Raw genomic sequence first — 19,097 nt, 5'->3', positions numbered from 1 at the left:
CCGGCAAGTTTTTCCCACTCCCGCTTTCCGGCTCGTTGGGCCGATTGGCGGCATAGGCGTCATTATTACTTGTTGGATAATAAAGCGTTATGGCCGATGCATCTTAACGGAATCTTAATATTTCGTTAACAAGGGTGTAATCGCGCTCCGGTAGAGTTGGCGCCATGCCGAACCGCACCGCGGGACGGAAGAGCGTGGGGAATGACCCCCGGCCAAAAACCTTATGGAGGAAGCCTGAATGAAACGGATTCTGAAAGGTGTCGCGATGGCGGTCGCCGTCGCTGGTGGTATCGTATTGACGGCTCCGGCGGCGCATGCCGAACCGGTGAAGGTGGACAGCCGCTATACGGCCTATCACAAGGCGAAGGGGATCAAGGGAAACCTGAACTCCGTCGGTTCCGACACGCTGAACAACCTGATGACCTTTTGGGCGGAAGGTTTTAAAAAGCAATACATGGATGTGAATATCCAGATCGAAGGCAAAGGTTCCAGCACCGCGCCGCCCGCCCTCACCGAAGGGGTGGCCCAGCTTGGGCCGATGAGCCGCGACATGAAATCGAAGGAGACGGACGATTTTGAAGCCAAGCGCGGGTTCAAGCCGACCGGTTTTAAAGTGGCGGTGGACGGTCTGGCGTTATTCGTGAACAAGGATAACCCGGTCAAGAGCCTCACCCTGATGCAGGTGGACGCCATTTTCGGCAAGTCCCGCAAGCGGGGCGCGGCGGCCGATATCACCTCGTGGGGCCAGATCGGTCTCGCCGGCCAATATGCCGGCAAGCCTATCGTGATGTTCGGCCGCAACAGCGCGTCCGGCACCTACGGCTACTTCAAGGAGCATGCGCTTGATAAAGGCGATTTCAAGGATTCCGTGAAAGAACAGCCCGGCTCCGCCTCGGTGGTGCAAGGGGTGAGCGAAGACCGCTTCGCCATCGGCTACAGCGGCATCGGCTATGTGACCTCCGGCGTGCGCGCTGTGCCGCTGGCGGTGAAGGACGGCGATCCGGTGTATGACACCTCGGCCGATAACGTCTACAGCGGCAAATACCCGCTGGCCCGCTACCTCAACGTCTATGTGGCGAAAGACCCCAAGAAGGGGCTTGACCCGGTGGCGAAGGAGTTCCTCCGCTTTGTGTTTAGCAGGGAAGGGCAGGAGATAGTGATAAAAGACGGCTTCCTGCCGCTGCCGTACGAAATGGCGCAGGAGATGCTCAAGCAGCTTAAGTAAGTAAGAACAGCCGCGCACAACGCCGGGGCCGCGAGGCCGCCGGCGTTGTGTTGTTTTGCGGTCTGAGGTATAAGCGTGGTTGAAAAAGGGGTGGCATGAGTCCGGATAAGCACGAAAAAACGGTTCTGCTGAAAGACCGCATCGCCCGTTATCTGATAACGGCGGGCGGGATGACGGTCATTCTTTCGGTCGCGGCGATCATGCTTTTCATTTTTTTCGAGATGCTGCCCCTGTTTTATGCCCCCGAGGCGGAGGTTTCCTCCCAATGGGCGGCCAGCCAGCGCCTTTCCCCCGCGGCGGGCATGGCCGTCGGCGCCGATGAATACCGCGAGACCGCATTCCGGCTGAACGAGACCGGCGCGGTCGATTTTCTTTCCCTCAAGACGGGCGAAGCGCTGAAAAGCATTCCGAACCCCGCGCTGGCCGGAAACAAAATTACCGCCGCCAGCCGCGCGCTCAAACGCAACTGGATTGCCTTCGGCACCGCCGACGGCAAGGCGGGAACGACCGAAGTGCGCTATGCCGCCGATTTCAGCGGCGCGGCGCGGGCCGTCACCCACAGCGTGCGCAACGGCGAACAGCTTTACCAAATCGATCCCGCGCGGCGTCCGGTGCGCCTTGCCGCGGGCGCGGTGGACGAAAACGGCGGCATCGGCATCGCCGCCGTGAAAGACGACGGCGCGCTGGTTCTGCTGTCCGTGGGCGAAAACGGCGATTCCAACATCGCGCCCGCCGACGCGGGGGGGGCGCGGATCACGGCCCTCGCCATGAGGACCACCGGACGGCAGCTTATCGCCGGCGCGGCCGACGGCATGGTCTACGTCTTCGACATTGAAAACGGGCAGCCGCGCAACGCCGAAAATTTCAAGGCTTCCGCCGCCGCCATTACCGCGCTCGGCTTTTTGAACGGGGACGAAGCGCTGGTTATCGGCGATGAAAAAGGGGATGTATCCGAGTGGTTCCCCGTGCGCCACATCATCGCCAAAAACGGCGGCGCGGAGAAGGTGGCGCTGGATCGCGCGCACGGCGTCATTCTTAAGCCCGGCGAAGAACGGGAAATCATCGACCGCAATTACGCCGGCCAGCGCGGCGCCAATCCGGATGTCTCCTTTGCCCCCGTGGGGATGCGATACCTGAAGGTGCGCGGGTTCGCCCCGCACGGCGCGGCGGTGGCGGCCATCGCCCCCTCGCCGCGCGACAAGGGGTTTGTCACCGCCGCGGCCAATGGCCTGACGTACCACTACTCCACCACCGGGAAAAGCTATCCCGTGGCGGCGTTGCAAAACGGCAAGCCTTTGGCGGCCTTCACGCCGAAATCCGACGGCATTATCGCGCTGCAAGGGGATGGCGTGCTGTACGACTATGCGTTGCGGGCGCATCATCCGGATGTCACGTTCAATACCCTGTTCAGCAAGGTGTGGTACGAAGGGTACCCCGGTCCCGCGCACGTGTGGCAATCCACCGGCGGCACCGACGATTTTGAACCCAAGTTTTCGATCTGGCCCCTTATCTTCGGCACGCTGAAAGGAACGCTCTATGCGATGGTCTTTTCGGTGCCGATCGCGCTGCTGGGGGCGCTCTACCTGTCGCAGCTCGCCCCGGCGGGCCTGCGCAATATCGTAAAGCCGGTCATCGAACTGATGGCGGCGATTCCTTCGGTGGTGGTCGGCTTTCTGGCGGGGCTGTGGCTTTCGCCGTTGATGGATCGTCACCTGATGGCATTTTTCATGGTGCTGTTCTCGCTGCCGGCGGCATGGTTCGCTTTTGTGGCGGCCATGTGGGCCGTGCCGTGGCACAAGCGGCCGGACATCAGCGGGCGCTATGAACTGCTCTGCCTTCTGCCGGTGCTTGCCGCGGGGATCGCGCTCGGCATCGCGCTGGCCCCCGCCGTGGAGTCCGGCGTTTTCGGCGGCGACATTAAAAGCTGGCTCTATCATGCGTTCACGCTGGCATACGATCCGCGCAACTGCGTGGTGGTCGGCTTCGCGCTCGGTTTTGCCGTGATACCGATCATCTTCACCATTTCCGAGGACGCGCTCACGGCTGTGCCGCCGTCGCTCACGTCGGCTTCGTTCGCGCTGGCCGCCTCGCGCTGGCAGACCGCCATCCATGTGGTGCTCCCCGCCGCCAGCCCCGGCATCTTCGCCGCCATCATGCTGGGGCTTGGCCGCGCGGTGGGGGAAACGATGATCGTGCTGATGGCCACCGGCAACACGCCGATCATGGATTGGAGCATTTTCAACGGCATGCGGGCGATGTCGGCCGCCATCGCGGTGGAAATGCCCGAAGCGCCGGTGGGGGGGAGCCTGTACCGCATCCTTTTTCTCGTCGGCTTCATTCTGTTTGTCTTCACCTTCGCCATTAACACGCTGGCCGGGTTGATCAGCAACCGGCTGCGGCGGAAATATTCGAGGTTCTAATGGAAGAGCGGAACGAATACCATCGCGGATTCTGGGCCGAAGGGGTGCCGTTCATCTGGATCAGCGGCATGGCCGTGCTGGCGCTGCTGGTGATTGTTACCGGTTTCCTGGGGCTTATTTTCGCCAAGGGGGCCACGCACTTCTGGCCCGCCCCGATGGCGCAGGTTTCGCTGAAAGGCGGCTCCAGCCTGATGGGGCCGGTGATGGAGACCGAGACCGTTTTCCATGCCGCCGGAACCGGCGCCGCCACCCGTTCGCTCCTCAAGATCGGCAACCGCGATGTGTACGGCCTCGATTTCCGCTGGGTGGACGATGCCGCCGTCGAGAAGCGCGGGTATCCCGAAGACGCCGCCGTGCTGGAACGGAACGAATACGGCGATCTGCACGGTTTTATACAAGCGCTGCGGGAGGGGGATACGGCCATCGTGCGCGCCGGGCTGGATTTTTATCCCCTGCTGGAGAAAAAGATCGCTCGCGCCGCGGAGCTTAAGGGGGAAATAAAAAAAGCCGCCGGGGAGGTGGAGCACGCCCGCCAGCCGCTGGCAAAGCTGGAAGTGGACATCCGCCTTCTGGAGGACGGCCCCGAAGCCGGCACCCCCGAGGCGGAACTGAAACTGGAAAGGCTCAACAAGGAATATGACGCGCTGACGCTGAAGCTGGGGGATGCGATCACCGTTCCCGAACAGCGGCTGGCGGCGTTGCGGACGGAGCAGGATGCCGGCGCGATTGAGGTGATGCTTGCCGGCGGACAGGTGAAGAAACTGCCGCTCAAGGATGTGCGCGCCTTTTACCTGCCGAACCGGATGGGTTTGTTCGCCAAGGCGGGGCATTACGCCGGCAAGGTGTGGGATTTTCTCTGGACCTGGCCGCGCGAATCGAACACCGAGGGGGGCGTGTTCCCCGCCATATTCGGCACCGTGATGATGGTGTTTATCATGGTGCTGGCCGGCGCGCCGTTCGGCGTGATGGCGGCCCTGTATATGAACGAATATGCAAAGCCGGGGCCGTTCCTGAATCTCGTCCGGCTGGGGGTGAACAACCTGGCGGGAGTTCCCTCCATCGTCTTCGGCATTTTCGGCCTCGGTTTCTTCATCTACTTCGTCGGCGGCGGCATCGACCGGGTTTTCTTCGCCGATAAGCTGCCGGAGCCGACGTATGGCACCGGCGGCATTCTCTGGGCATCCCTCACGCTGGCGCTGTTGACGGTGCCGGTGGTGGTGGTCGCCACGCTGGAGGGGCTGGCCGCGGTGCCGCGCGCCAACCGCGAGGGGGCGTTGGCGCTGGGCAGCACCAAATGGCAGATGCTGTGGAACGTGGTGCTGCCGAACTCGATGCCGGGGATACTCACCGGCGTTATTCTGGCCATCAGCCGCGCCACCGGCGAGGTGGCCCCGCTGATGATTACCGGCGTGGTGAAGCTGGTGGCCGAGTTGCCGGTGGACGCCGGCTGGCCTTTTTTGCACCTCGACCGCAAGTTCATGCACCTCGGCTTCCACATTTACGATGTCGGTTTCCAAAGCCCCAACGTGGAAGCGGCCAAGCCGATGGTGTATACAACCACCGGCCTGCTGCTCGTCATCGTGGTGGCGCTGAACCTCATGGCGATAGTGCTGCGGAACCGGCTGCGGAAGACCTACAAGGGGGCCGCGCTGTGAACCGGCGGCGATGCTGCGGGGCGGTAAGACACACATTCCTGTGTGTCATCGGCCCGCGGGGCCGACGGAATTGGCGCGGGTTTTGTCATTCTGAGCGTAGTGAAGAATCCCTTTCCGGAAAAAAGAAGGGAAAGAGATGCTTCGCCGTTGGCTCAGCATGACAAAGCCGCCAGCACGCCGTTTTCTTCATTTAACATCGGGAATCGTGGATAATAGGGACATATGGATATACCGATAACCGCGCCGGTTGATGCCGCCGGCGATGTCGCCGTGCATGTGCGCAAGCTGAGCTTTTATTACAACCAGTCCCAGCAGGCGCTGTATGACATCAGCATGGACATCCGCCGCCAGAAGGTGACCGCCTTCATCGGCCCGTCCGGCTGCGGCAAGAGCACGCTGCTGCGCTGCCTCAACCGGATGAACGACGTGATCCTCAACACCCGCATGGAGGGGGACATCCTCATCAACGGTTCGGACATCTACAGGGAAGGAGTCCGGCTGGAGGCCCTGCGGAAGCGCGTCGGCATGGTGTTCCAAAGGAGCAATCCGTTCCCGATGACGATTTTCGACAACGTCGCTTTCGGCCCCCGGATGCGCGGCATGAAGGACAAGGCAACGCTTGCCGGAATCGTGGAGCGCTCGCTCAAGCAGGCCGACCTCTGGAAAGAAGTGAAGGACCGGCTGGGAAAATCGGCGCTCGACCTGTCGGGCGGCCAGCAGCAGCGCCTCTGCATCGCCCGCACGCTGGCCAACGACCCCGAAATAATCCTGATGGACGAACCGGCCAGCGCGCTCGACCCGATCTCCACGGCGAAGATTGAGGAGACCATACAGGTGCTGAAGGAGCATTACACCATCGTGATCGTGACCCATAACCTGCAGCAGGCGGCCCGCTGTTCGGATTACACCGCCTTTTTCTACATGGGAAAGCTGCTTGAGATGGACGTGACGGGCAGGATATTCCAGAAACCTTCCGTGAAAGACACGGAAGACTACATTACCGGCAAATTCGGCTGAGATAAAGGAAAGTTCAACAATGCCACACTACGACAGACACTTCGACAAGGAACTGCAGACGCTCAAGGAGAGCGTGCTCCGGCTCGGCGGCATCGTCGAAGAGCAGGTTTCCAACGCCATCGCCGCATTGATGGATCACAACATCGAGTTGGCGAACCAGACCATCAGCCGCGACCACCTGGTGAACAAGACCGAAGTGGAGATCGATGAAATGTGCATCGACCTGTTGGCCCGCCGCCAGCCGATGGGGGCCGACCTCCGCTTCGTCACCACCGCCATCAAGATCGTGGACAACCTCGAGCGGATGGGCGACATGGCGGTCAACATCTCCGAGCGGGTGCTGGAGCTGGCCTCCGAGCCGCGCCTGAAGGCGTACCTGGATATTCCCCGCATGGGCGAGTGCTGCACCTCCATGCTGAAAAACGCGCTGGACGCGTTCGTCACCAGCAACACCGCGCTGGCCCAGCAGGTGCGCGCCGAGGACGACCAGGTGGACGCGCTGACGCACCAGATTTTCCGCGAGCTGCTGTCCTACATGATGGAAGACCCGCACACCATCGCCCGCGCCACCCGCATCATGTTCATCGCCAAGTACATCGAGCGGATCGCCGACCATTCCACCAACATCGCCGAGATGGTGATCTACATGGTCGAGGGGCGCATCGTCCGGCACACCGAGCCGGACATGCCGCCCGCCAAATAGGCCGCGGAGAGGCATGGCGCGCATACTGGTCATAGAGGACGAACGGGACATCAGCGGCCTCATCCGCTACAACCTCGAAAAAGAGGGGCATCACCTGGCGGTCAGCCACAACGGCGAGGAGGGGCTGGCGCAGGCGCGCGTCTTCAAGCCGGAATTGGTGGTGCTCGATCTCATGCTCCCCGGCATGCAGGGGCTGGATGTGCTCCGCCGCATGAAAGGGGACGACCGGTTGAAACATGCGCCGGTCATCATCGTCTCCGCCAAGGCCTCCGAGACGGACCGCATCATCGGCCTCGAAATAGGGGCCGACGACTATGTGATGAAGCCGTTCAGCGTGAAAGAGCTGGCCTCCCGCGTGAAAGCGGTGCTGCGCCGCGCCGCCGCGCCGGAAACCGGCCCGAAGCTGTTCGCCTGCAAGGGACTCGCCATCGATTTCGATTCCGTCAGCGTCAAGCTCAACGGCAAGCCGGTTCACCTCAGCCCTTATGAGTTCAGGATACTCGGCTTTTTGGCGTTGCACCCCGGCCGCGCCTGGTCGCGCGAAGACCTGCTTGCCAACGTCTGGAAGGACGACGCCTTCGTACAGCCCCGCACCGTTGATGTGCATATCCGCCGCCTGCGGGCGCTTATTGAAAAAGACCCTAAAAAACCTTTCTATATCCAGACCGTCCGCGGGTTCGGCTATATCTTCGGCGTGGAGCCATAGCCGGTGATACGGGGATTCGGCTGGAAAATTTTCGGGGCCTTCGCCATCCTTGTCATTTCACTCGTCATCGCGCTTTCCGCAATCCATTCAAAGGACCGCCAAAACCAGCGGGCGGCGGAGGTGCAAAACATATTCCGCCCCTTGGCCGCGTCGTTTCAGGCGGAGATGCCGCTGACGGGGGACGACCCGCTTCCCCGGCTGCGGGCGCTGGGGCGGATGGTGGAGGTTGAGGCCGCCTTTGTCCGCCCCGGCGGCGAGTCATTCGCCACTTACCGGAGCGAAGGGGAGGCGCGGCAGGATTTCGCCGCGCTGCCGGAGGTCGCCGCCGCGTTGCGCGGCGAAGAGGCGGTGGAATTCCGGTTCAGCAATCTCCTCAAGAAAGACGCCTATTTTATTGCCTATCCGCTCCGCGCGGGCGATGCGCCGGCCGGGGCGCTCCACTTCATGGTCGATCCGGAGCGGATGGCGGGGGCCGGGGGCGGAACCGCCGTCAAGGCGACGGCCTTCACCGCTATTGCGCTGGCGGCGGCCGGCCTGCTCAGCTATCTCATGGCGCGGTCGCTGCGGCGGCGGGTGCGGACGATTTCGGATTATCTGGAAGCGGGAGCGGGGGATGCCGCCCCGGCCCATGCGCCCCGCGTGTTCGGCGACGATTTCGACCGCATCGGCGCGAAGGCCGGCGCCGTCGCGGGGCAGGCGGCGGAAACGGCGGCCATGCTGCGCGAAGAGCGCGAACGGGTGCGCGCCATCATCGAATACATGGAAGACGGCGTGCTGCTGCTGGACGCGGACGGCAATATCCTTCTGCACAACGCCGCGTTTTTAGCGCTCTTCGGCCTGCCGCAACGGACTCTCGACGGGAAGCCGATAGCCGAAACGGTGCGCAACCCCGCGCTGCTCGACCTGCTGGCGCTGCACCGCTCCACGCATAAGACCGTCAAGCGGGAGATCGCCCTCGGCGTTCCCCCCACGCGGCATCTGCTGGCCTCCGCCGCGCCGCTGAAACGCGAAAGTCCCGCGTTACGGGACATCCCGGTCCGCATCGTGGCGGAGCGGGATGCCGGCAGCGCCCGCACACTGCTGATGATCTACGATGTCACCCAGCAGAAAAAGCTGGAAGAGATGCGCGTCGATTTCGTGGCGAACGCGTCGCACGAACTGCGCACGCCGCTCACCGCCATCAGCGGCTATGTGGAGACGATGGTTGACGGCGCGGTGGACGAGCCGGAGACCGCGCGCCACATGCTGGGGATCATCCAGCGGCAGACCGGGCGGCTCGGCCGCCTGATCGACGACCTTCTGGCGCTCTCCAACATCGAGCTGGAAAAAGAGAAGTTCGAGTTCCTCCCGATGCGGGCCGAACCGCTCATCAAAAACGCGGCGCAGATGTTCGCGCAGGCCGCCGCGAACCAGGGGGTGACGCTCGATTGGACCGTGGAAGACGGAACCGCGCCGTTCGAGGCCGATAAAGACCGGCTGATGCAGGTCTTCGTCAACCTGCTCGACAACGCCATCAAGTACACGCCCGCCGGCGGCAAAGTGACCGCCCGCTGCCGCACGCTCACGGTTGACCGGCACAGCGCCGCCGCTTTCGACTACCCCTCGCTGGACGGCAATCCGCTCCTGCCCGAAACGGAGGAGGAGTGGAGCCGCCGCTTTGTGGAATGGTTCGTCACCGACACCGGCGAGGGCATTCCCGCCCACGCCATTCCCCGCCTGATGGAGCGTTTCTTCCGCGTCGACCGCGACCGCTCGCGCGAACGCGGCGGCACCGGGCTGGGGCTTTCCATCGTGAAGCACATCATCATCGCGCACCGCGGCGGCATTAAGGTCGAAAGCGAACCGGGAAAGGGCACCACCGTCCGCTTCGTCATCCCCCTCTCCCGCAAAATTCCCTGACCGCTAACTTGCCATGCCGGGCTTGACCCGGCACCCAGTCACATTATCAAAGCTCTCCGGATCGCCGCCTTGACTTATTGCGTTTCTGGCCTAAGATTGAAAGTAGTGGAGAAAACAGATGAATAAAAATACCGTTTCCATTTCATTGGTTGGCGTTGCATTCATGGCCGCGCTGCTTCTCGCCGTTTCCGAAGGCCATGCCAAGAAACCGGCGGACCACAACATGGAAAATATGGACCACATGGAACATATGGATCATGCCGGGCATGCAAAAGAATCGGCCAAAACCCCGCAACAAAAGGAAGCAATGGGTTTTTTAAAAAAGGCCGACGCAATGTGCAACGCGGGGCAATTCGAGGACTCCTTGCCGGTATATACCCAGGCAATAGCGTTGGACCCCAAACTTGTGGAAGCCTACTTTAAACGGGGAAAGGCGCTGTACCGGCTTGGCGCCGACCTGAGCGCCATTGAGGATTTTTCCAAGGTGATAGAGCTGAATCCTGATTCTTCGGAGGCCTATTTCCAGCGGGGCGTCGTTTGGTACTCTACCGGCGATGAGGAAAAAATGCTCGCGGATTTCAAGGCCGCCGCCCGGCTGGCAAGCATGGATCACACATCCCACGTGCATGTGTTGAAATAACCGGGTATTCAAAGCTCCCGGCAGGGGCGGCACTCCTGCCGCCCATTGCCGTGCGCGCGGCAACAGGGCGGCATATCTGCGCCATGATGTGCCCAATGCTCCCGGTAGGGGCGGCACTCCTGCCGCCCATTGCCGCGTCAGCGGCAACAGCGCGTCATGCTGCGTCATGATGTGCCCAAAGCTCCCGGCAGGGGCGGCACTCCTGCCGCCCATTGCCACGCCAGCGGCAACAGAGCGTCTTGCGCCAATGCGTATCCTACCGGCCGGGCATCAACAGAGCCGCCGCAAGGTACAGAAGGGACGCCGCCAACAGCGCGCCGCTGAAGCCGGCCGTCAGCGCAAGCAGCGGGGCGGATGCCGCGCCGACAACCGATGCAAAACCGTTGGCCCCCATGCACCAGGGGAGGGACGGGTTCGACTTCTCCCCGATCACCCGAAGCCCCAGCGGATAGGGGATGCCCATGGAAAATCCGCAAACGGAGATGACCAAAAGAAAAATCATGCCGTCGCCCATTGCCGACCCTGTGGTTGCATAGCCCCAGTATTTAAAACAGACGGCGGCAAGGCAGACCAGTCCGGCGGCCACCGCCGGAACAAAAAATCCCGGGTTCAATCTTTTGCTGAAAAGCCCTCCCAGCGCCGATGCGCCAAGGAGGAACGGTATGACGAGCGCGGCGGCATTTACGGCTCCACCCAGATAGAGTATCCCTTTCTGGATAAAAGCCACCTCGACCATCATGAACCCGGCTCCCAGCGTCAGGAAGTAAAAAAGGTGGCCGGCCCCGGTTGTTTCTCCCTCCCGCTTCATGGCCGCCAGCGGCAGGATGAGCATGATGAGCGAGAAAAGCCCCGCCTGAAGAAGGATGACAAAATCCATTCCGCCGCCGGTAAGTACCGGCAACCATCGGCCTTCCAGCGCGCGCACGGTATCGGTAATTTTTGAAATGCGGATGTAGTTGTCGAAAAATGGCGAATCGATGGAGGGGGGAGATGTGTTGAACAGCGTTTCCCCGCCGGCAAGCATTGAGCGGACCATGTTGTAGTAGACCGGTTCGGCGAATACGTTATGGCGGTTCGTTTCCTCCTTCCGCAGGCCGGGACGGTAAACCGGGTCCAACGAAAGTTCTTCCGCAACCGATGTCAGGGTTTGCAGGTCGTTGCCGGTAAAGCCCCCTTTTTTATAGATGACATGGAATGTCCCCCACGACCGGTACGCCGCCACGTTTTGCCACCCCGAAGGTTCCATCTCGGCAATGAGGCGCAAGAGGCGGGTCTCGCCCCGTGGCGGCGGAAGAAGCGGGATCGAAGCGGCAAGGATACCGCCGCCGCTCAACCGCTCGAGGCACAGGCGCATGAACTGGGTGGTGAGAAGATAGTTCTCCGAAAGCACGCTTGTGCCCACGCCCTCCGGCCCGCCCGCCAGCGGCACGGATATGAGGTCATACCTGCCGGAACCGTGGAGGTGGAGTCTTGGGTTTGCGCCTATCAGTTCATACCGGCTGTTGCCGACCTTCCCTATCGCATTAAAAAGGAGCTTCTTCTCTTCCAGGACTTGTACGGAGCCCGCCCCAAGGCGGATGGCGGCCTCGGCCTCCGTGATGCCGTTCGCGCCGATGATCAGGACAGTTCCCGGCTTTTGGAACTGGTACGGCAAGGTCACGGGGAGGTGCAGCACGTATTCGGACGGCGCGGTTGGTATCACCGCATGAAGTCCGCCATTGAAGAATATCCCCGTGCCGGCCGGCACGGCTTCTCCAAAAGCGGGATCGAGGCCGGGAGCGTGCCGCAGGTAGGGAGAGGCGACGGTATCGACCCTCCCCTCGGGCCCCCACGATGAATCCAACGTTTTGAACTCGCCGAACATTTCGTACTGGGCAAGGTCTTTGTACGGCGAGAGGGGCGGGGCGAGGAAGGGGAACAGCAAAAGCAGCGTCGCGATCCCCAGCGGCACCTTCCACTTTGCCGAGGCCGTTCGTCCCAGCAGCAGCGAGGAGGCAACCGCCGCACATACGCATACGGCCGTTGCAAGGTTCTTATGGGAAGAGGCTAAAAGCCAGAGCGCGCCCCCCGCCGCCGCGCCGGCCATATCCGCGAAATATATTTTTCCCGCGAAGGCGGCATGCCGTTTCATTATGCCGGTGATGACGAGCGACGACAGGAAAAAAGGAACGCCAAAAAGCGGGTAATACGCGATAAGGTGAAGGAGTTCTTTTATATTCCATTCAAGCTGAACGGGGTCGAACGATACAAGGCCGGACAAGGCCATCGATACCGGGTATGAGAGTCCCAGAAGGAGCGCGCCATGTTCCCATTTTATTTTTTCCGCGATAGCGGGAAAGAGGCGGAGGAAAACTCCCGCGCCGCCGATGCCGAGCAGGGCGGTGGAAACGACCAGCGAGGCAAAGTGGTGCCCGGTGGTGATGACGAACATGGAGGCAAGGTTGATTTCAAAGAGCAGCGTGGAAAGGGTTATCAGGAAGACCCCGGCAAGCGTTTTGCCGCTCACTTCATGACCCTGCCGGTCATAGGAACGAACCTGACGGGGAGGGAGTAGCGTATTTCCACCTTGTCCCCTTTCTTGGTGACAATCGCCAGCGTCTGGAAATGGAACGACCTTGAAAGGGGCAGTATCAACCGTCCGCCATCCTTCAACTGTTTGATCAGGGGCGGGGGGATGTGGTTTGCCGCCGCGGTTATCATTATCGCGTCGAATGGCCCCTTCTCCTCCCATCCGTAATAGCCGTCCCCCAGCCGCGTATGGATGTTTTTATAGCCGTCCTCTTTAAAACGGGCGGCGCTCCGTTGGTAAAGAACCGGCTTTATCTCTATGGTGTAAACTTCGTTGCACAGGCGGGATAGAACTGCCGCCTGATAACCTGAGCCGGTGCCTATTTCAAGTACCCGCTCGTTGCCCTTTAATTCCATAAGCTCGCTCATGAACGCCACGATAAAAGGCTGCGATATCGTTTGCCCTTCGCCTATCGGTAACGGCGTGTCCTCATAGGCCGACGGCATGATCGACGGCGGGACGAACTTGTGCCGCGGAACCGTTCTCATCGCATCGATGACTGTGGGGTACTGAATGCCGTTGCCGATGATCTGGTTTTCCACCATGCCATTCCGTTCGGCGGAATAATCATTGGCCCGCGCGCCGGCGGGCACAATAAGGAGCAGGAAGAAGATCGAGGCATGCCATCGGACAATGATCCATCCCATGTTTCTATTCTCTCATACCATTTCCCGTGCTGGCTTTTTTGGATGGGGGCAAGGGCTGTTGGGTGTTTTGGGGGATTTGGCGCATTTTTCCGCCGGTGAACAATTTGGCGTATCTGGCGGGGGCGGCGTGGGGGGATTGGCGCGCTTGATGCATCGTGGCGGATTTGAAGGAATTGAAGGAACACGCGGAGAAAGGGGGAGAACGCCGGTTAGGGGTTAAATTCCGCGTGGCAGGCGGAGGAGCTTGACAAAATGGCGTGCTGCCCTTATATTTCTAATTATGTCGAAGTATGGAAGTAAGCTCGGAAAGATCGCCGCCGCCTTCGGGGCGCTCTCCAATCCCCATCGGCTGGAGGCGTTTCTCCGCCTGCTGGATTGCTGTCCGCCCGGAACCGCCTGTTCCATCGACAGCGGCGAGGCGGCGCTGTGCGTTGGAGAATTGGGGAAGGGGCTCGGCATCGCGCCGTCCACCCTTTCGCACCACATCAAGGAGCTGCGTACCGCCGGACTCATCAGCGTGACGCGGCGCGGTAAAAACATCGAATGCCGCGTGGAGCCGGAGCGGGTGGCCGAACTGGCGGCCCTGTTTGCGGCGGCAACCGGCGCGGGTATCAACAAAGCTGATAAGGAGCTGAAGCGATGGAAAAAGAAGTGAAACACGACGCGGTGCGCCAAAGCGTGCGCGCCAATTACGCCGAGGTGGCCCGCTTCGGCAACACGGGCGGCTGCGGCTGCTCGCCGGCCGACAGCGCGGCCTCTTCCTGCTGTGGCACCAATGACGACGCGGCGGCGGAGCACGCAAGGATGGCATCGCTGGCGATGGGTTACAGCGCCGCCGATCTCGAGGGTCTGCCGGAAGGGGCGAACATGGGGCTCGGCTGCGGCAATCCGCAGGCGATAGCTTCCATCCGCCCCGGCGAAATGGTGCTAGACCTCGGCTCCGGCGGCGGGTTCGACGCGTTCCTCGCCATGCGCCAGACCGGCCCGTCGGGCAGGGTGATCGGGGTGGACATGACGCCGGAGATGATAAGCAAGGCCCGTAAAAACGCCGTAACGCTGAATGCCGCCAACGTGGAATTCCGGCTGGGGGAGCTTGAGCACCTGCCGGTTTCGGACAACACGGCGGACGTGATTATCTCCAACTGCGTCATCAATCTGTCGCCCGACAAGGCGCAGGTGTTCCGCGAGGCGTTCCGCGCGCTGAAGCCGGGCGGACGGCTGGCGGTTTCCGACGTGGTGGCCACCGCGCAGTTGCCGGACGAGGTGTTGAACGACCTCAAGATGCTGAGCGGCTGCATCGCCGGGGCCGCCTCCATCGACGACATCGAACGGATGCTGGGAGAAACGGGATTCGAAGATGTCCGCGTCACCGCGAAGGAAGAGAGCCGCGAGCTTATCCGCGCCTGGGCGCCGGGCCGCCGGGTGGAGGAATATGTGGTATCGGCGAACATCCAGGCGGTGAAGCCGAAAAAGCGCGCCTGAATTTTACCGCGCGTTTTCAATATGCGTGAAGGGATGTTCCCTTCACGCTTTTTATTTTATACGTCAGGCCGCAACGGTTTTGGAGCCGCACCGCTTTTTAAACGTGCAGTAGGCATACGACACGGCGGCCCAGAAACCAAACCGGAACGTCATGGCGACGACGGTGCGCATTTCATAGGCGCCGCCCATCAGTATGGTAACGCCGAAAGCGGCAAACACCGCCACGGTCGTGATGGCGATGGCCGCGGAAAGCGCGCCTGCCCACGGCGCCGATTTCCAGATTCCGATTCCGGCCGCGATGTACGCAAAACCGGCCATGAAATTAAACCAGACGACGAATGGAACATAATTGCCGGCGGCTTGGCGGGCGGCTTCGGAAAACAGAACCGATCCTCCCGCTTTTATTGTCGCCAGTCCGAATATCGCCGCGAAGATGGAAACGGGCTTTATCCATTTCGGCGCGATTGAATTGTCTTGATCCACGATTTCTCCTTCACATTAAAACAGCCGGAATAAAAAATACTCTATCCCCATTTAGACGCGGATAGGAAGAAAAGGGTTCATGAAAAAAAACAACGCCGCGCGTAAGGTGCCGCTACCCGCGAATCTGGTAGATGCCGGATATGACGGCGGGGAGGATCATCTCGATGCCGTGGCCGGGTCCCGGTTTGAGGATAACGTCGTCGATATGCGATTCGGGGCGCAGCAGGTCGTATGCCTTGTCCGGCGAGCCGGTCATCACGATGAAGCGGGGCATTTTATCCTTCAGGCTTTTGCGCATCGCGTTCACCAGCCCGAAGGCATCGCCATCCGGCAGGATGTTGTCGGAGATGACGATGGCGAAGGGGCCGCTGTTTTCCACGGCCCGCAGGGCTTCCCGCATGTCGTTGGCGGCGGCAATCTGGAGGCCGATGGAGCGCAGAAATGTTTCGAACCGCTGCCGTTGGGCCTCGGAGGAGGAGACCAGCAACAACCGGACGCTGTTTCCCAGCAACGGACCCTTGCGCTGGATGATATCCATGAAGGCCTGGGAGAGCAGTTGATCCCGCTCCAGAATCTGGGGTGAGAAGACGTTGGGGGCGGCGTCCCGTTCGTAAGCCCGCAGCCGGTTGCCGGCGACCAAGGCGGCCATCTTCTTTTCCAGACGGCCGCGGCAGCGGGTTATTGCCTGCTGAAAAAGGTCGGCGTTCACCGGCAGTTCCACAAACGCGGCAAGGCCCGCGTTGTATGCCGCCACCAGATTCGGGACAACCGGGTGTTGGTCGGCGATAACGGTTTCAAACGGCGTGCGCAGCGTTTCGAAGTTGTTGATCACCTTCACGCAGAAAAGGTCGTCCCATACCGGCGGGATGAAGACGATGCCGGGGTCGCGGTCCTTGAACAGCGGAATCACCGCTTCGGCGTCGTGGGCGATTTCCACCTCTTCGGCGGGAATTTCGTGGGGTTCCAGCAGCGTTGCGAGGGAAGGGTCGGGCCGGTATTTGCCGCTGGTGATGAAGTATGCGTTCATAGTCATTCAAACCGGCTGAATTTGACCACCTGCGCCCCGTAGTGTCGCGTCGATATCCGCACCAGGGCTTCTTCCAGAATGCCCGCGTCCGCGGCGCTGGCGAAAAGGACTTTTATTTTTCCGTACATGAACCCTTTTTCTATGTCTTCCAGCGGCGGCACGGTTCCCAGCACGTCGCCGATTTCGGTGAAGCGCTTGTAGATGAGGCAGGCCGCGAGGAACGGGGGTTGTTTGCCCGCGTCGAATTCGATGTAGGCCATGTAGGTGGGGATCATTTCTTTTTTGTATTTGTTGGCGCGGTACCAGGCTTCGTGCGAGAGTTGCACCGCTTCGGCGGTCACGTCGGTTTCGCGGCGGGTCTGCGGCTTTTCGTCCGGCAGGATTTTCGCGCTTGCCTCGAGGATGGCGGTGGAGGGCTGGTCGGTCCACTGTCCGGCTTTGCTGGAGCGGACCACCTCTTCGATGTAGGCCACGCCGTCCATCAGGATGTCCATCACTTCGGCGCTCATCGGCGCTTTGCCGCCGCGCACGCGATCCAGCACCGATTCCACGCTGTGAATGGTGGCCCCCCCCTTGGCGAAGCCGATCATGATGAAGTTCCCCTTGATGGTGTGGTACATGCGGAACGCCTTGTTGATGTGGTCGGCGTTGCCCGTATCCGATTCCAGCGCGAAGAGTGATTCGTTGAGCGCGGGCATCAGTTTTTCTATTTCCACGATGAATTCCTGCGTGGCGGCCGCGGCGTCTTCGACCCGGATTTCGCCGGTTTCGGCAAGCGCGGCGGCGCTGGTTGCGGGTTCGGCCGCGGCATGGTATTCCCCTCCCTCCGGGGTTTCCGCGGCGGCTGAGGTTTCCGCCGCCATCGCTCCGGCTTTCTTGCCCGGTTCGGCCGTTTTGCGCAGTCCCCGCACACCCCGCTTGCCGATGGCGCGGTCGATGAGCGACGGCACGTCGATGATGAATCCCAGCTTCCGCCCGCCCAGGATGGTGGTGCCGGAAAGCCCTTCCACGGCAAGGGCGCCGTTGAAGGGGATGATGACCAGCTTTTGCGGCGAAAAGAACTCCGATATTTTCAGGGCGACGCTGAACCCTTTGTGGTCGACCACCAGCACCTGCACCAGGCCGCCGGTGTCTTCCAGCGGCCCCTTGTCGATGACTTCGTTGAGGCTGTACAGCGGCAGGAGGTGTCCCAGATACTGGATCATCTCCCCCTTTTGCAGCGTGGTATGCAGGTCTTTGCGTTCCACCGAAATGGTGGTGACCACGCTGTTGATGGGGAAGGCGAAAAAGTAATTGCCCGAGCGGACCACCAGCGCGTCCAGTATGTTGACGGCGGAGATCAGCGGCACGCGGAAGGTGAAGAGACTTCCCTTGCCGGGCGTGCTGCGGAAGGTGACGATGCCCCCCATGCCGGTGATCTGCTCGCGCACCACGTCCATTCCCACGCCGCGCCCCGAAACTTCGGAAACCGCGGCGGTGGTGGAGACCCCCGGCATGCACATGATCTCCAGCGCGTCGTCTTCGGTGAAGGGGTCTTCCTGCGCGATGATCCCCATGCTGACGGCTTTGTGCCGCAATGCCTGGATATCCACCCCTTTGCCGTCGTCTTCGATTTCGATGAAGGTTTCGTTCTCGCTGTTGGAGGCGCGCAACGATACCACCCCCTCCTCCGGCTTGCCGGCGCGTTGGCGGGTGAGCGTGTCTTCGATGCCGTGGTCGATGGCGTTGCGCAGCTGGTGCGATATCGGGTCGTAAAGCTTTTCCACAATGGTTTTGTCCACGGTGGTCGATTCCCCCTCGAACTCGAAGCGGACCCGCTTGCCGGTCTTGCGGGCGATGTCGCGCACGAGGCGGCGGGTGCGGAACGAGAGGTCTGTCAGGTCCACGGTGCGGATGGCCTGCACCAGATGGTGCAGATTCGACGAGATGATGGCGGAGGTGCCGGCGAGGTCCTTCGCCCCGTCCACCGTTTCGCGGGGAACCGGCGTTTTGTGGTCGTGGAGTTGCTGCAGGTGCTTGTAGGTGAGGTCGAGGTTGCTGGAGGTGATGATCACCTCGCCGGCCAGCGTCAGCAGCTGGTCGAGGTTTTCCAGCTTTACCAGCATGTTTTCGGCCTGGCCGTGTTTTTCCGCCATGGTCTCCCGCTTTCCTATGCCGGGGGGAGCACGGTGGCGGTGATCCGCGCGATCACCTTTTCCACCAGGTCCCGTTCTATCGGTTTTGCAATGTAGTCGTCGGCGCCGGTGCGCAGCCCCTTGATGATGTAGTTGCCGTCCACATGCGTGGAGACCACCACGATCGGCAGGGCGCGCAATTCGGGGATTTTGCGTATTTCAATGCACAGCTCGAAGCCGTCCATCTCCGGCATGACGATGTCGGTGAAGATGAGGTCGACCTTGCTCGTGCGCAGGACTTCGAGGGCCTCCACGCCGTTGGCCGCTTCCAGCACGCTGATGCCCAACTGTTGAAGGATAACCACCAGCTTTTTGCGGGTATTTTCGTAGTCGTCGACGGCGAGCGCCTTCAGACCTTCAAATGTTCCTGGCATATCCGCCCAAGCCCCTAAAATGGTTTCCGCCGTAACGACACGCGGCCTCCTGTTAACCAGTGGCATTTTATCAAAT

Annotated in this window: 16 protein-coding genes; 10 read left to right on the top strand and 6 right to left on the bottom strand. The window is 61.3% G+C overall.

Annotation, left to right across the window (positions count from 1 at the left end):
* The first annotated feature begins 238 nt into the window (after window positions 1-238).
* From HZA03_03405 to HZA03_03370, 8 genes are all read left to right on the top strand, one after another.
* Window positions 239-1,225: a PstS family phosphate ABC transporter substrate-binding protein gene (locus HZA03_03405; GenBank protein ID MBI5637001.1), complete on the top strand. Its 987-nt coding sequence runs from the start codon at window positions 239-241 to the stop codon at window positions 1,223-1,225.
* 95 nt (window positions 1,226-1,320) lie between these two features.
* Entirely contained in the window at window positions 1,321-3,645 is a 2,325-nt protein-coding gene (locus tag HZA03_03400) for an ABC transporter permease subunit (GenBank protein ID MBI5637000.1), read from the top strand.
* Window positions 3,645-5,300 (top strand): phosphate ABC transporter permease PstA, encoded by a 1,656-nt coding sequence (gene pstA, locus HZA03_03395; protein ID MBI5636999.1) that lies wholly within the window; start codon window positions 3,645-3,647, stop codon window positions 5,298-5,300. Before HZA03_03400 ends, pstA begins: the two co-directional genes overlap by 1 nt.
* A 222-nt stretch (window positions 5,301-5,522) precedes the next feature.
* Window positions 5,523-6,317, top strand: coding sequence for a phosphate ABC transporter ATP-binding protein (pstB, locus tag HZA03_03390; GenBank protein ID MBI5636998.1), 795 nt, complete (start codon window positions 5,523-5,525; stop codon window positions 6,315-6,317).
* Between the two features lie 19 nt (window positions 6,318-6,336).
* Entirely contained in the window at window positions 6,337-7,020 is a 684-nt protein-coding gene (gene phoU, locus HZA03_03385) for a phosphate signaling complex protein PhoU (GenBank protein ID MBI5636997.1), read from the top strand.
* Between the two features lie 13 nt (window positions 7,021-7,033).
* Window positions 7,034-7,726: a winged helix-turn-helix domain-containing protein gene (locus HZA03_03380; GenBank protein ID MBI5636996.1), complete on the top strand. Its 693-nt coding sequence runs from the start codon at window positions 7,034-7,036 to the stop codon at window positions 7,724-7,726.
* A 3-nt stretch (window positions 7,727-7,729) separates the two neighbouring features.
* Window positions 7,730-9,625 (top strand): PAS domain S-box protein, encoded by a 1,896-nt coding sequence (locus HZA03_03375; protein MBI5636995.1) that lies wholly within the window; start codon window positions 7,730-7,732, stop codon window positions 9,623-9,625.
* A 118-nt stretch (window positions 9,626-9,743) separates the two neighbouring features.
* Window positions 9,744-10,265, top strand: a complete 522-nt coding sequence (locus HZA03_03370; GenBank protein ID MBI5636994.1) for a tetratricopeptide repeat protein — start codon at window positions 9,744-9,746, stop codon at window positions 10,263-10,265.
* 256 nt (window positions 10,266-10,521) lie between these two features.
* Here the strand turns inward: HZA03_03370 and HZA03_03365 are convergent, their stop codons facing one another.
* Both HZA03_03365 and HZA03_03360 read right to left on the bottom strand, forming a co-directional pair.
* Window positions 10,522-12,771 (bottom strand): hypothetical protein, encoded by a 2,250-nt coding sequence (locus tag HZA03_03365; protein ID MBI5636993.1) that lies wholly within the window; start codon window positions 12,769-12,771, stop codon window positions 10,522-10,524.
* Window positions 12,768-13,481, bottom strand: coding sequence for a protein-L-isoaspartate(D-aspartate) O-methyltransferase (locus HZA03_03360; protein MBI5636992.1), 714 nt, complete (start codon window positions 13,479-13,481; stop codon window positions 12,768-12,770). The genes HZA03_03365 and HZA03_03360 overlap by 4 nt, the downstream gene beginning before the upstream one ends.
* 280 nt (window positions 13,482-13,761) lie before the next feature.
* On the opposite strand from HZA03_03360, the gene HZA03_03355 reads away from it, so the two are divergent.
* Together HZA03_03355 and HZA03_03350 are read left to right on the top strand one after the other, a co-directional pair.
* Window positions 13,762-14,136, top strand: coding sequence for a helix-turn-helix transcriptional regulator (locus HZA03_03355; protein MBI5636991.1), 375 nt, complete (start codon window positions 13,762-13,764; stop codon window positions 14,134-14,136).
* Entirely contained in the window at window positions 14,121-14,963 is an 843-nt protein-coding gene (locus HZA03_03350) for an arsenite methyltransferase (GenBank protein ID MBI5636990.1), read from the top strand. The genes HZA03_03355 and HZA03_03350 overlap by 16 nt, the downstream gene beginning before the upstream one ends.
* A gap of 63 nt (window positions 14,964-15,026) precedes the next feature.
* On the opposite strand, the gene HZA03_03345 is transcribed toward HZA03_03350, so the two are convergent.
* The 4 genes from HZA03_03345 to HZA03_03330 form a co-directional block, all read right to left on the bottom strand.
* Window positions 15,027-15,446, bottom strand: coding sequence for a hypothetical protein (locus tag HZA03_03345; GenBank protein ID MBI5636989.1), 420 nt, complete (start codon window positions 15,444-15,446; stop codon window positions 15,027-15,029).
* Between the two features lie 112 nt (window positions 15,447-15,558).
* Window positions 15,559-16,479 (bottom strand): response regulator, encoded by a 921-nt coding sequence (locus HZA03_03340; protein MBI5636988.1) that lies wholly within the window; start codon window positions 16,477-16,479, stop codon window positions 15,559-15,561.
* Window positions 16,476-18,608, bottom strand: a complete 2,133-nt coding sequence (locus HZA03_03335) for a chemotaxis protein CheW (GenBank protein ID MBI5636987.1) — start codon at window positions 18,606-18,608, stop codon at window positions 16,476-16,478. Before HZA03_03335 ends, HZA03_03340 begins: the two co-directional genes overlap by 4 nt.
* A 14-nt stretch (window positions 18,609-18,622) precedes the next feature.
* Window positions 18,623-19,021 carry a response regulator gene (locus HZA03_03330; GenBank protein ID MBI5636986.1) on the bottom strand — a complete coding sequence of 133 codons (399 nt, stop codon included), beginning with the start codon at window positions 19,019-19,021 and terminating at the stop codon, window positions 18,623-18,625.
* Between the last annotated feature and the right edge of the window lie 76 nt (window positions 19,022-19,097).

This window comes from Nitrospinota bacterium, assembly GCA_016217735.1.
In the GTDB taxonomy this organism is placed as follows: domain Bacteria; phylum Nitrospinota_A; class UBA7883; order JACRGQ01; family JACRGQ01; genus JACRGQ01.
This window is presented reverse-complemented; position numbering and strand designations above follow the sequence as displayed.

Excerpts from the sequence above, each read along its gene's own strand:
- pstB (MBI5636998.1), top strand. The coding sequence starts at position 5,523 with ATGGATATACCGATAACCGCGCCGGTTGATGCCGCCGGCGATGTCGCC.
- HZA03_03360 (MBI5636992.1), bottom strand. The coding sequence starts at position 13,481 with ATGGGATGGATCATTGTCCGATGGCATGCCTCGATCTTCTTCCTGCTC.
- HZA03_03330 (MBI5636986.1), bottom strand. The coding sequence starts at position 19,021 with ATGCCAGGAACATTTGAAGGTCTGAAGGCGCTCGCCGTCGACGACTAC.
- pstA (MBI5636999.1), top strand. The coding sequence starts at position 3,645 with ATGGAAGAGCGGAACGAATACCATCGCGGATTCTGGGCCGAAGGGGTG.
- HZA03_03400 (MBI5637000.1), top strand. The coding sequence starts at position 1,321 with ATGAGTCCGGATAAGCACGAAAAAACGGTTCTGCTGAAAGACCGCATC.
- HZA03_03380 (MBI5636996.1), top strand. The coding sequence starts at position 7,034 with ATGGCGCGCATACTGGTCATAGAGGACGAACGGGACATCAGCGGCCTC.
- phoU (MBI5636997.1), top strand. The coding sequence starts at position 6,337 with ATGCCACACTACGACAGACACTTCGACAAGGAACTGCAGACGCTCAAG.
- HZA03_03370 (MBI5636994.1), top strand. The coding sequence starts at position 9,744 with ATGAATAAAAATACCGTTTCCATTTCATTGGTTGGCGTTGCATTCATG.
- HZA03_03355 (MBI5636991.1), top strand. The coding sequence starts at position 13,762 with ATGTCGAAGTATGGAAGTAAGCTCGGAAAGATCGCCGCCGCCTTCGGG.
- HZA03_03405 (MBI5637001.1), top strand. The coding sequence starts at position 239 with ATGAAACGGATTCTGAAAGGTGTCGCGATGGCGGTCGCCGTCGCTGGT.
- HZA03_03350 (MBI5636990.1), top strand. The coding sequence starts at position 14,121 with ATGGAAAAAGAAGTGAAACACGACGCGGTGCGCCAAAGCGTGCGCGCC.
- HZA03_03335 (MBI5636987.1), bottom strand. The coding sequence starts at position 18,608 with ATGGCGGAAAAACACGGCCAGGCCGAAAACATGCTGGTAAAGCTGGAA.
- HZA03_03340 (MBI5636988.1), bottom strand. The coding sequence starts at position 16,479 with ATGACTATGAACGCATACTTCATCACCAGCGGCAAATACCGGCCCGAC.